This window comes from Xanthomonas arboricola pv. guizotiae (assembly GCF_002940205.1).
GTDB classification, from domain to species: domain Bacteria; phylum Pseudomonadota; class Gammaproteobacteria; order Xanthomonadales; family Xanthomonadaceae; genus Xanthomonas; species Xanthomonas arboricola_C.
Genome location: NZ_MDSK01000014.1, coordinates 86,733 through 99,267, shown reverse-complemented (window position 1 = coordinate 99,267; position 12,535 = coordinate 86,733). Strand labels below are relative to the sequence as shown.

The window sequence follows — 12,535 nt, the reverse complement described above, 5'->3', positions numbered from 1 at the left end:
AGTCGAGATGGTCGGTGTGCATGGTTGCGAGCAGTGCAGACCGGCTTGGTTGCCGGTTTGGTCGATCTTCATCACCAGCTCGCGCTCGTGCAGCACGCGAGCGCCAAGCAAACAAACAGCAAGCAAAAACGCGCCGTTGCCGGCGCGTTCGATCAAGCTCACGCCGCGTCGGCGTACCAGGCGGCGGTGAGGATCGGCTCGCCGATGGCGTTGGCGGTCAAGGCGTCCAGCCCGTGGTCCGGCAGCGCGGCATGACGCTGGCGTGCCTGCTGCAGGATCTCGCGTGCCAGCACCGCCATCTGCGCCACGTTGCTGTGGATGCGTGCGGCAAAGGCATCGTCGTCGAGGGTGTCGTTCAAGGCGCCATTGAGTTCGTTGAACCAGCCGATCAGGTATTGATCGAGCAGGCGCCCATCGTCGGCGGCCAGGCCGCGTGCAGTGTTGTGCTGGCCCCAGTCGTGCAGCACGCGCTGCATGGCCAGATTCATGTCGCGCGCATAGAAGAAATCGGACTTCATGCGTGAGAGCAGGCTGAGGTCGGCGATGCGTCCGCTGCAGAACAGCGGCGCCAGCAGCGACCAGTAATAGGTGTAATCCCAGATCACCTTGACCGGCATCACCTGCGCATCGCCGAACAGCGCGTACTGGTCCTGGTACAGGGTCAAGGTGTTTTCGTAGAACGAAAAATACAGCTGCTGATACAGCTCGACATACGGGCTGAGCGATCTGCCGGCGCGGTCGCGGCCGATCAGTTCGCAGATGTAGGTGTTGGAAATCGCAATGAAGTCGCTGCCGGGCGAATAGAACGGGTCCAGGAACACGCCCGCTTCGCCGGTCAACGCCCAGCGTTGCGGCGAGAACACCTGCTTGCAGCCATAGGAGAAGTTGCGCAGGAACAGGAAGTCCTGCAGCCGGTAGTCGGCCTGGTCGAGCGTGGCGGCGACCTGCGGCTGATGCGTGCGCAGCCAGGTCATCGCCTTGTCGTGGGTGTTCATGGTGTCCAGCGGATGCATCGACGCATCGCAGACGATGCCCAGCGAATGCGCGCCGGACGACAGCGGAATCAGCCAGAACCAGTAGCCCGGCCCGCACATGTGGTTGGTCGAGCGCCAGCGGTCCGGCGGCGTGCAACGCTGCAGCCAGCTGCTGTCCTGCGACCAGCCATTGGGGTCGATCAGGCCTTCCACGCGCCACCACACCGCATTGGCGTCGTGTGCGTTGTCCTGCGCCAGGTCGAGCTTGCGCTTGAGCAGGCCGGCGCGGCCGCTGGCATCCACCACCCAGCGTGCGCTCAGCGTGCCGGCCTCGCCGGCGCACTCGTAGCGCACGGCGTGGTCGGCCTGGTCATCGGCCAGGTCCACCCCCTTGACGCTGCAACTGTCGAGGAAGGTGATGCCCTGCGCACGGGCGCGCTCGCCGAGGAAATTTTCGAAGCGGCCGCGGTCGATCTGCCACGACGGCGTCGGCAGGATCCGGCTGACGCCCAGCTCGGTGCAGCGGTCGATGTCCTCGCGCTTGTCGGAGAAGAAGAAGCGGAACCCGAACTTGCGGATCTGCTCGGTCTCCAGATGCTCGCGCAGGCCCAGCACCTCGGCAAAATAATGCGCGCCGATTTCCACCGTGGATTCGCCCACCTTGAACGCCGCCTCGCGCACCGGGTGCGCGCGCCGTTCCAGCACGGTGATCGCCAGCGCGGGATCGCGTTGGCGCAGCTGCAGGGCCAGACTCAGGCCGGCCAGGCCACCGCCGGTGATGACGACATCGGCACGCTGTGCATTCATGGGGACGGCTTGCTCCTGGTGACCGCCGGCACAGTAGCAAATTCGCCGTCAGCGTCGTCGATCAGCACCGGGTTGGCGCGCACGCGGCGGTACTCGCGCCAGATATGCCCGTAGCTCCAGGCCTGGACCACCACATGCGAGGTGATTTCCCACAGATCGCGTACCAGGCGGAAATGGCTCTTGCGGAACGCGCCCGGCGAGGTGCCGGCGTAGCGGGTTTCGATCGGCACCGCGACCACGCGCGCGCCGGCCTGGCGTGCGGCGGAAATCAGCAGCTGCGCCTCGAACACGAAGCCTTCGCCGGGCACGTCGGGCAGGGTGAACACCGAGGCCGGATACAGGCGCTGGCCGCTCTGGCTGTCGACCAGCTGGAAGCCGCAGGCCCAGGCGATGCCCCAGTCGCCGAAATCGTTGCCGATACGGCGGATGGTGGGCTGGGTGGCACGCTTGCGCATGCGGGCGCCGACGATGACGCAGCCGGGGTGGCGGTTGGCCGCGGCCAACAGGCGCGGGAAATCGGCGGCCTTGTGCTGGCCGTCGCCGTCCATGGTCATCACCGCGCGCATGCCCATCCGCTGCGCCTGCGCAAACCCGCTGCGCAGCGCGGCGCCCTTGCCCTTGCGCTGCGGGTGCCGGATCAAGGTGATCGGCAGGCCGGCGATGCAGTCGGCGGTGCCGTCGTCGGAGCCGTCGTCGATCACGATCACGTTGGAGCAATAGGTCAGCGCATCGTTGACCACTTCGCGGATGCGCAGCGACTCGTTCAGCGCCGGCACCAGGATCGCGGTGTCCTCGCGGGTCAGCGGCTGCCGGCTCACTGCTGGAGCTCCACGCGCAACACCCGCCCCGGGCCGGCGTACAGCGCCACGCTTGCGCCGCCAGTGGCGATCAGGTCGAACAACGGCAGCATCGGCGCCATCGCATTGGCGGCGACATGCCGCGCCAGCGGGCCGGCGCCCGGCGTCGGCGTGCCGTCGTCCAGCCGCGCCCGCAACTGCGGCTTGCCGGCCTGGCCGGGCGTGCCCAGCACCAGCGCACCGCCGAGCAGCCCCTGGCTGGGCGCGACCCGGCCCAGCGGCCCGACCGAGCGGGCGTCGTAGCCGGCCAGCAGCACCGCGTCCATGCCGGCGGCACGTTGGACCAGCGCCTCCAGCAAGCCCTGCGCAAAGCTGCCCAGGCTGGCGCTGATCGCGGTGGCCGGAGTCATCGCCCCGGCGCCGATGGTCCAGTAGCCGGCCGCGGCGTTGTGCACCGAGTTGTGGAACTTGGTCGGCGAGATCGCCGTGGGGTCGCTGGCCAGGGTGGTGCACATGTAGTCGGAGATGGCCAGGTCGCCGTACGTGGAAGTGAAGATCGACGGCAGGCTGGCCGGCTCGCGGCCGGCGGCGGTGCAGGCGGCCAGCGCGGCCTCCAGCGAGACCGCCACCGTGTCCGGTGCGCGACGGCGCTCGTTGGCGGCCAGCAGCTGCGGCGCCGGGCGTGCCCCGGTGTCCTGCAGCGCGCCGCCACGCACGAACGCCGCCGCGGCGTCCCAGCTCGGCAGGCCCTGGGTCCAGAAGCCGATCCCCTCGATGCTGGCAGCCAGCATCAGCGGGCCTGCCCGAACAGCAGCGAGCAGTTGTTGCCGCCAAAACCGAAGGAGTTGTTCATTGCGTAATCGATCTTGGAATGGGCATTGTCGAAACGGATCTGCGGGCCGCAGGCGGGGTCGGGCACTGCGCTGTTGAGCGTGCCCGGCAGCACGCCGTCGCGCAGCGCCAGCAGCGCGATCACCGACTCGACGATGCCGGCTGCGCCCAGGGTGTGGCCGGTCCAGGCCTTGGTCGAGCTGGCGTGCAGGGTGGCCGGGAAGATCGCCGCCACCGCGGCGGCTTCGACGCTGTCGTTGGCCGGGGTGGCGGTGCCGTGCAGGTTCAGATAGCCCACCGCGGCCGGCTCCAGGCCGGCGCGTTCGAGTGCGCCGCGCATCGCCAGCTGCGCGCCCAGGCCCTGCGGATGCGGGGCGGACATATGGTGCGCATCGCTGGATTCGCCATAGCCGTACAGCCACAGCGTTGCGTCCGGCGCGGCGGCGGTGCGTTCGAGCAGGGCAAAGCCGCCGGCCTCGCCCAGGCTCAGGCCGACCCGGCGCGCATCGAACGGCTGGCACAGCTCCGGCGCCACCACCTGCAGCGAGTTGAAGCCGAACAGCACGCTGCCGCACAAGGTGTCCACGCCACCGACCAGGGCGGCATCCACCACCCCGGCGTCGATCAGGCGCGCGGCCTGGGCAAACACCTTGGCGCTGGACGAACAGGCGGTGGCCACGGTCACGCTCGGGCCGCGCAGGCCGGTGGCGTGCTGCACGAAGTCGCCCAACGAGTGCGGGGTGTGCACGATCGGGCGATCCAGGTCGTCGGGGAAGCGCGCGCCGTCGGCGTCTTCGAGCAGCCGCGTGTAGGCCTCTTCGCTGGCACCGATGCTGGAGGTGGAGGTGCCGATGATCACCGCCACGCGCTCGGCGCCGTAGCGCTGCGCGGCGGCCTGCACCGCCTCGGCCATGCCGTCCTGCTGCAGGGCCAGCCAGGCCAGGCGATTGTTGCGGCAGTCCCAGCCTTGCAGGGCCTCCGGCAGCACCACGTCTTCCACGCCGTCGACGCGGCCGATCCAGCACGCCAGCGGCTGCGGGCCGAAATCGTTGCGACGCATGCCGCTGCGGCGAGCAATCAGGGCGGTGGCCTGGGCATCGAGCCCGGCGCCGAGCGCGGTGGTGGACGTAAAAGCGGTGACGGCGACCGGCGCCATCTGGGACGAATGCTGCGCGTGGCTCACGGTGGTCTGGCTGGCAAGAAGTGGGCTCAGTATATCGATGGCGGGTGCGGCTCCCGTCGATGGCGCAACTGAACGTGCCGGTCATGTCGCTGACGGGGCTGGAGTTTTCGCGCGTTGCCGCGCTTTCGCCATCGGCGCAATTGGGACACAATCCTGCGACACACTTGCCGATCGAGCGCGACCACGCGCGCATGCACGCCTACGTCTATAAAAGCCAACGCAAGCAGGACACCTTCGTCTATCTCGCCACGCGCGACGACTTCTCCGGTCTTCCCGCCGCCGTGCATGCGCAGCTGGCGCCGTTCGCGTTCGTGCTGGAGGTGGCGTTGACGCCGGAGCGCCGGCTGGCGCAGGCCGACGTGGCCACGGTGCGCGAAGCGCTCGCCAGGCACGGCTTCTATCTGCAGTTGCCCAAGACGGTGGTGCTGGCGGGCGAGTGCGACCATGACTGAGGCCGCGCGGGCCGCACGCTTGCGGGCCGCAGCGCTGGCCGGCCTGGCCGGCGTGGCGTTGTCGTTGCTGGGCGGCATCGGCGGCGGTGTCGCCGCGGTGACGCTGTGGCTGGCGCAGCCGGCCTTCGCGCTGGCGGTGTCGTGGGCGCGCGGTAGCCGCGCATTGCCCAGCCGGCCGCGCGCGGTTGCGCAGGCCTTGCCGCCGCTGCTGGCGATCTGGGGCGTGGGCCTGCTGGCGCTGGCCGCGCTGATCAGCTGGCCGCTGACCGCCCTGCGCGACAGCGGTAGCCTGGCCGCCGCGTTGGCCTTGAGTGTGGCGGTCAGCGCCGCGCTGCTCGGGCTGTGGCGGACCTGGCCGCTGTGGGGCGAGGTCGAACGCGATGGCGGCGCGCTGGCCCCGCGCTGGCATGCGCTGGCGACGCAGGAGTTGCACGCCTGGCGCGGCTTGCTGGCCGCAGCCCTGGTGCTGGCGATGTGCACGCTGGTGGTGGCGCTGGCCTGGCCGGGCTGGTTGACGGGCAGCCTGCGCTGGAGTCTGGCGATCGCCGCCAGCGTGCTGCTGCCCGCCGCCCACCTGCTGTTGCAACGCACCGCCATCCCGGCGCGCAGCGATGCGCCGGCGGCCTTGCAGGCGGCCGATTTCTTTTCCGAAGCGGCGGCCGAGCCGCGTCCGCTGGAGCCGGTGGCCCAGCACCAACTGGTGCCGGAACTGTTCGAGGCCGCGCGCAGCGGACGCGTGGACCGTGCGCTGCAGCTGCTCGACGCCGGCGCCGATCCGCAGGCGATGCCGCTGCCGGAGTGGCGCGACCAACGCAGCCTGCCCGCGCTGGCCGCGGTGTTGCCGGATCTGCGCCTGCTGCGCGAGTTGATCGTGCGCCGCGTCGACGTCAACCAGCCGCATCGCGGCATGACCCCGCTGCTGGCCGCCACCCGCGACAGCTGGCACGGCCGCCCGGACGCGGTGATGACGCTGCTGGCCAACGGGGCCGACCCGCGCGCCAGCGACAACGACGGCAACACGCCGCTGCACCACGCGGTGCGCAGTTCCGACCCGGGCGTGGCCGCGCTGCTGCGCGATGCCGCCGCCGAACTCGATGCGCTCAACAACGAAGGCCACTCGCCGCTGGCGATGGCCTGCCAGGTCGGCAACTGGCGGCTGGCCAAGTTCCTGCTGGAACGCGGCGCGCACTCCGAACCGGAGGGTGGCGCGCCGGTGCTGCTGGCCGCGGCCGGCACCGAGGAAGACGACCCGGCCGGCGTGCAGCTGCTGCTCAAGCACAAGGCGCGCGTGGATGCGCGCGACCGCCAACGCCGCAGCGCCCTCCACGAAGCGGCGTTGGCTGGACACGGCGACATCGTCGAGGCGCTGCTGGCAGCCGGCGCCAATCTGGAAGCGCGCGACCTGCTCGGCCGCACGCCGTGGCTGGATGCGGCGCGGCAGGCGCGCAGCGGCGTGCTCGAACGTCTGGTCGCACGCAAGGCCGATGTGCTGGCCACCGACGGCGAGGGTCGCAATGCGGTGATGCTGGCCTGCGCCGCCGACAGCGTGTCGCCGGCGCTGATCCGGCGCCTGCTCGAGCTGCAGGTGCCGGCCGACAGCGCCGACGCGCACGGCCGTCGCGCGGTGGATGTGGCCGCCGAAGCCGGGCGCTGGGCGATCGTGCAGTTGCTCGATCCCGGCTATCCCTTGCCGGCGGCGGTCAGCGACGCGCACGGCGAGACCCCCGGCGTGGCGGTGCTGCCCGATCGCCCGCCACTGGTGCTGCTGCGCGAAGGCCTGCAGTTCGGCCAGCGCGATGGTCTGGTCGCACTGGCCCGCCTGTGCGGCCCGGAAGAACTCGGCGGCCTGCTGCACGACGCGCATCTGGCCTTGAACGCCGATGCAGTGGACTGGCTGTTGCGCCACGGCGCCGATGCCGAAGTGCGCGATGCCTGCGGCGATGTGCCGATGTTTGCGCTGCTGTCGCGCGGCGTGGAGGCGGTGCCGGCGCTGCAGGCGCTGCTGCGCCATGGCGTGTCGCCGGCCGGGGCCGGCGGCCTGACGCGGCTGCTCAGCGCCTGCGTGCAGCACGATGCGGCGTCGCGCGGGCTGGAACAGTTCGCGCTGGAACTGCTCGAACGCGGCGCCGACCCGTTCGCCGCGTCGGCGGCCGGCGATCCGCCGTTGTCGCTGGCGGTGCGGCTGGGCTGGCTGCGCCTGCAGCAGTGGCTGCTGGAGCACGGCGTGGACCGCGAGGCACGCGACAGCCACGGCATGACCGCGCTGCACCTGGCCACCGCGCTGGGCCGCGAGGCGTCGCTGAAATTGCTGGTCAAGCAGGGCGCCTCGCCGGAAGCGCGCGCTGCCGACGGGCAGACCCCGCTGGGCGTGGCGCTGTCGATCGGCCGCCGCGACCTGGCCGACTGGCTGGACTGGCGCATCTGGTCGCTGCCGCAGCGCAGCCTGCGCGAGGCGGACGTGCCGGCCGCCGCGATGGTCGGCGACACCGATGCGGTGCGTCGCCTGATCGATCTCGGCCTGCCGGTCGATGCGATCGATGCCCAGGGCTGCACCGCGCTGCTGCGCGCCGCCGGTGGCGGCCATCTCGGCGTGGTGACGCATCTGCTCGGGCGCGGCGCCGACCCGCAACGCGCGGCCAATAGCGGCGCCACGCCGTTGTCGGCGGCGGTGAGCATGCGCCAGACCGAGATCGTGGCCGCGTTGCTGCGGGCCGGCGCGCAGATCGAACACCGCCTGCCCGGCGGCGTCACCGTGCTGATGCTGGCCTGCGCGCTGGGCCTGCCGGATATCGTGGCGCGCCTGCTCACCGCCGCGGCCGATGTGCACGCCAACGACGATCAAGGCCTGGCGCCGCTGCATTGCGCCGCGCTGTACGGTTTCACCGCGCGCGACAAGAGCCGTTTGCTGGCCTTGCTGGACACCTTGCTGCTGGCCGGTGCCGACCCGGACGACCTGGCCGGTGGCCGGGTCAGCCCCTTGCTGCTGGTGCTGGGTGCGCGTGCCGAGCCGGGCACCGCCTGCGACGAGCAGGTGGTGCTGGCTGGCGTGGAACGCCTGCTCGACGAGGACGTCTCGCTGGACGTGGCCGATCAACGCGGTTTCGGGCCGTTGCACCTGGCCGCCCTGCACGGCCTGCCGCTGCTGGTGCAGCGCCTGCTGCGTGCCGGCGCCGACGCCGACCGCCGCGATGCGCTCAACCGCACCCCGCGCGAGATCGCGATCATGCGCGGCTTCATCGATGTAGCCGGCCAGTTCGAACCCGCGCTGCCGGGCGTTTCCTCGATGGCGCGCTTCCTGCGCGAAGGCCGCTGAGCCAGCGCGCCGGCGCACCGCTGCGGGTGCTGTTCGTGTGCAGCCGCAACCGCCTGCGCAGCCCCACTGCCGAGCGCGTGTTCGCCGACTGGCCGGGCGTGCAGACGCAATCGGCGGGGCTGGCCGCCGATGCGGAGGTACAGCTCACCCCGGAGCTGTTGCAGGAAGCGCAGCTGGTGCTGGTGATGGAACGCCGCCATCTGCAGTTGCTGCGCAAACGCTTCGCCGCGCACCTGCGCCATTGCCGGGTGATCTGCCTGCAGATTCCCGACGACTATGCGTACATGGATCCGGCACTGATCCGTCGCCTGGAACACACGGTGCCACCGCTGCTGCGTCTGCCCGCGCAGTCGTAACCTGATCCCGACACCGCGCATGCAAAACTGCGCGCTCTTTCGCCGGAAGGAAGCGCCCCACCAATGAGCGTGCGTATCGAGGACCACGCCATGCTGGGCAATTGCCACAGCGCGGCCCTGGTTGACCACCGCGGCACCATCGACTGGCTGTGTCTGCCACGCTTCGATTCCGATGCGTTTTTCGCATCCCTGCTGGGCGACGAGCAGCACGGGCAATGGGCGTTGTCGCCGGCCGGCGACTTCCGCAGCGAGCGCGCTTACGAAGACGACAGCCTGGTACTGCGCACGCGCATGACCACCGATACCGGCACGGTGGAGCTGGTCGACTTCATGGTCGCCAGCGAAAACGGCGAGATCCACCAGCATCTGGTGCGCATCGTTCGCTGCGTGAAGGGCAGCGTGCCGATGCACATGCGTCTGACCTTCCGCTTCAATTACGGCCGCACGGTGCCGTGGGTGACGCGCATCGTCGATGGCATCCGCGCCATCGCCGGCCCCGATCAACTTGCATTGCGTTCGCCGCAAACGCTGCATGGCGAAGACATGGGCACCGAAACCGACTTCACCCTGGGTGAGGGCGAAAGCACCTGGTTTTTGCTCAGCCACGGCGCATCGCATCAGGCCACACCGCCATTGATCGATCCGGAACAGGCACTGCAACGCACGACCGCGTTCTGGCACGGCTGGGCGCGGCGCTGTACCGATGTCGGGCCGTGGACCGAGCAGGTGCGCCGCTCGCTGGTGGTGCTGAAGGGGTTGAGTTATCTGCCCACCGGCGGCATCGTCGCCGCGCCGACTGCCTCGCTGCCCGAGCACCTGGGCGGCAGCCGCAATTGGGATTACCGTTACTGCTGGCTGCGCGATTCGGTGTTCACCCTGATTGCGTTGTTGCAGGCCGGGTATCGCGACGAAGCGGCGGCATTTCGCGACTGGGTGCAACGCACCATTGCCGGTTCGCCGGATCAATTGCAGGCGCTGTACGGCATCGCCGGCGAACGCCGCCTGCAGGAATGGGAAGCGCACTGGTTGCCCGGCTATGAACATTCCGGCCCGGTGCGGATCGGCAACGGTGCGGTGGATCAGTTCCAGCTCGACGTCTATGGCGAGTTGGTCGGCGCCTTTCACTACGCGCGCGAAAAAGGCGTGCCGCCGCCGTCCGATGACGATGGCTCCTCTGCGTCGCTGCTGGAAAAGATCCTGGATACGCTGGAAACGCTATGGCGCGAACCTGACGAAGGCATCTGGGAAATCCGCGACGAGCGCCGCCACTTCGTGCATTCCAAGGTCATGGCCTGGCTGGCCTTCGATTGCGGCGCGCGCGACGGCATCACCAATGCAGATGCTGGGAAACGCGCGCACTGGGGCCGGCTTGCCGAAGAAATCCGCGCCGAAGTGCTGGAAAAAGGCGTGCACCCGGACGGCTATTTCGTACAGAGCTACGGCTCGGATCGGCTGGATGCCTCGCTGCTGTTGATTCCCGTCGTGGGCTTTTTGCCGCCGGACGATCCGCGTATCGCCGCCACCGCCGATGCGATCGCACGCGATCTGACCATCGACGGACTGGTCGAACGTTATCGCGCCGACGACAGCGCCGACGGCCTGCCGGCCGGCGAAGGCACCTTTCTGGCCTGCAGTTTCTGGCTGGTGGAAAACTATGCATTGATCGGCCGCACCGACCAGGCGCGCGCGCTGCTCGAACGCCTGCTCGGGTTGTGCAACGACGTGGGTCTGCTCGCCGAAGAATACGACCCGCGCAGCAAACGTATGCTTGGCAACTTCCCGCAAGGGTATTCCCACGTGGCCCTGGTCAATGCAGCACTGCGCCTGCATGGACGCATGGGCGAAAAGGAAACGCATCCATGAGTGAGCAAGAGACCACCCCGCCGTGCATCATCGTGGTGTTCGGCGCGCGCGGCGATCTGACCAAGCGCCTGGTGATGCCGGCGCTGTACAACCTGCGCCGCTCCGGTGCGCTGGGCGAGCAGTTTGCCATCGTCGGCATGGACCATGGCGATATCAGCGAGCGTTCGTGGCGCACGACGATGGGCCAGTCGATGACCGAGCTGCTCAGCAGCCGCGATGCCGAATTCCAGACCGACGAGTTCGACACCGACACCTGGGAATGGCTGCGCGAGCGCATGCATTATCTGCGCGGCGATTTCACCGACCTGGGCGCCTATCACACCCTGGGTGGCGCGCTGGAGAAGCTGCACAAGCGCTACGGCACCCAGGGCAACGTGCTGTTCTACCTGGCCACCGCCGCGCGCTTCTTCGAGCCGGTATTGCTCAACCTGGGCGAAGCCGGGCTGGTCAGGCAACGCGAGGGCGCGGGCTGGCGTCGGGTGATCGTGGAGAAACCCTTCGGCCACGACCTGCCCAGCGCCGTCGCGCTCAATGCCACCGTCGCCAAGGTGCTGCACGAGGACCAGGTGTTCCGCATCGACCACTTCCTCGGCAAGGAAACCGTGCAGAACATTCTTGCATTCCGTTTCGCCAATGGCCTGTTCGAGCCGGTGTGGAATCGCGACCGTATCGATCATGTGCAGATCACCGCCGCCGAAACCATCGGGGTGGAAGGGCGCGGACGCTTCTACGATCCCACCGGCTGCCTGCGCGACATGGTGCCGAACCATCTGTTCCAGCTGCTGGCGATGATTGCCATGGAACCGCCGGCCGCATTCACCACCGAAGCGATGCATCGCCGCCGCGCCGAAGTGATCGAAGCGGTGCGCCCGATCAAGCCCGAAGACGTGGTGCGTGGCCAGTACGCCTCCGGTGCGGTCAACCGCAGCGCCGTGCCCGGCTACCGCGAAGAAGACACGGTGCCGGACGATTCGGAAACCGAAACCTATGTGGCGATGAAGCTGCAGGTCGACACCTGGCGCTGGGCCGGCGTGCCGTTCTACCTGCGCACCGGCAAGCGTCTGCGCGAGCGCACCACCGAGATCGCGATCCGCTTCAAGCCGGCGCCGCTGGCGCCGTTCCGCAGCACCGAAGTGGGCGGCTACGGCCCCGACTGGCTGGTGCTGCACATCCAGCCCGACGAAGGCATCTCGCTGCAGTTCGACGTCAAACGCCCCGGCGCGCAGGTCAGCCTGGCACCGGTGCGCATGGACTTCCGCTATCGCGACTGGTTCCCCAAGGAATACACGGTGGGCTACGAACGCCTGCTGCAGGACTGCATGAACGGCGAGGCCGGCCTGTTCCAGGATGCGGCGATGGTGGAAGGTGCCTGGCGCATCGTGCAGCCGATCCTGGATGCCTGGAAACAACCGCCCAGCGATTTTCCCAATTACGCTGCAGGCAGCGCCGGCCCCTCGGCCGCCGACGCCTTGCTGGCCATGAACGGCGGCCACGCCTGGCGCGCGCTCACCCCCGGGCGCAAACCACCACCGCGGCGGCCGCCGGAAGCGCGTGCTGGCGCTGCCACGCCGATCAAGAAAGCCACCAAGAAGACCGCGAAGAAAGCGAGTAAGGCGACACCCAAACGTGCCGCCGCACCTTCTGCAAAATCCACTCAAGGCGCAGCCGGTTCGCCCGGCAAGGCGGCAAGGACATCGGTCACCAAGCGCGCGACGAAGAAGGTCGCAAAAGCAGCTGCAAAGGCCGTGAGCAAGGCTGCGGCTGGCAAGAGCGCAGCAAAGAAGTCGGCCAGCAAGACCGCAGTGCGCACACCGCGCAGCTGAGTGATGCGATCAACATGCAGCCGCTGCGATCGTGCGGCGGCTGTGTGTGCAGAACATCCCTGTAGGAGCGCGCTTGCGCGCGATGAGGGGTTGCCGATAACGCCTCATCGCGCGCAAGCGCGCTCCTACGCAGAGC

9 protein-coding genes are annotated in these 12,535 nt (G+C 69.2%); 5 read left to right on the top strand and 4 right to left on the bottom strand.

What is annotated here, in order from left to right; translation table 11 throughout:
* Nucleotides 1-158: 158 nt before the first annotated feature.
* From XarbCFBP7408_RS10780 to XarbCFBP7408_RS10765, 4 genes are read right to left on the bottom strand one after another with little or no spacing between them, the layout of a single operon-like run.
* Nucleotides 159-1,781, bottom strand: a complete 1,623-nt coding sequence (locus XarbCFBP7408_RS10780; protein WP_104562939.1) for an NAD(P)/FAD-dependent oxidoreductase — start codon at nt 1,779-1,781, stop codon at nt 159-161.
* On the bottom strand, nt 1,778-2,599 hold the full coding sequence (locus tag XarbCFBP7408_RS10775; protein ID WP_104562938.1) for a glycosyltransferase family 2 protein: 822 nt from the start codon (nt 2,597-2,599) through the stop codon (nt 1,778-1,780). The genes XarbCFBP7408_RS10780 and XarbCFBP7408_RS10775 overlap by 4 nt, the downstream gene beginning before the upstream one ends.
* On the bottom strand, nt 2,596-3,369 hold the full coding sequence (locus XarbCFBP7408_RS10770; protein ID WP_104562937.1) for a beta-ketoacyl synthase chain length factor: 774 nt from the start codon (nt 3,367-3,369) through the stop codon (nt 2,596-2,598). Before XarbCFBP7408_RS10770 ends, XarbCFBP7408_RS10775 begins: the two co-directional genes overlap by 4 nt.
* Nucleotides 3,369-4,565, bottom strand: a complete 1,197-nt coding sequence (locus XarbCFBP7408_RS10765; RefSeq protein ID WP_104562936.1) for a beta-ketoacyl-[acyl-carrier-protein] synthase family protein — start codon at nt 4,563-4,565, stop codon at nt 3,369-3,371. Before XarbCFBP7408_RS10765 ends, XarbCFBP7408_RS10770 begins: the two co-directional genes overlap by 1 nt.
* A 218-nt stretch (nt 4,566-4,783) precedes the next feature.
* On the opposite strand from XarbCFBP7408_RS10765, the gene XarbCFBP7408_RS10760 reads away from it, so the two are divergent.
* The 5 genes from XarbCFBP7408_RS10760 to zwf all read left to right on the top strand — a co-directional run bounded on the left by XarbCFBP7408_RS10760 (nt 4,784) and on the right by zwf (nt 12,399).
* A complete protein-coding gene (locus XarbCFBP7408_RS10760; RefSeq protein WP_104562959.1) occupies nt 4,784-5,044 on the top strand; it encodes a YcgL domain-containing protein in 261 nt (86 codons plus the stop codon).
* Nucleotides 5,037-8,357: an ankyrin repeat domain-containing protein gene (locus tag XarbCFBP7408_RS10755; RefSeq protein ID WP_104562935.1), complete on the top strand. Its 3,321-nt coding sequence runs from the start codon at nt 5,037-5,039 to the stop codon at nt 8,355-8,357. Before XarbCFBP7408_RS10760 ends, XarbCFBP7408_RS10755 begins: the two co-directional genes overlap by 8 nt.
* Nucleotides 8,358-8,383: 26 nt before the next feature.
* A complete protein-coding gene (locus XarbCFBP7408_RS10750; protein WP_104562934.1) occupies nt 8,384-8,713 on the top strand; it encodes a low molecular weight protein tyrosine phosphatase family protein in 330 nt (109 codons plus the stop codon).
* Between the two features lie 63 nt (nt 8,714-8,776).
* The gene (locus XarbCFBP7408_RS10745; protein ID WP_181106433.1) at nt 8,777-10,576 is read left to right on the top strand and encodes a glycoside hydrolase family 15 protein; all 1,800 of its coding nucleotides are present in this window, start codon (nt 8,777-8,779) and stop codon (nt 10,574-10,576) included.
* On the top strand, nt 10,573-12,399 hold the full coding sequence (gene zwf / locus XarbCFBP7408_RS10740) for a glucose-6-phosphate dehydrogenase (RefSeq protein ID WP_181106435.1): 1,827 nt from the start codon (nt 10,573-10,575) through the stop codon (nt 12,397-12,399). Before XarbCFBP7408_RS10745 ends, zwf begins: the two co-directional genes overlap by 4 nt.
* The last annotated feature ends 136 nt before the right edge of the window (nt 12,400-12,535 follow it).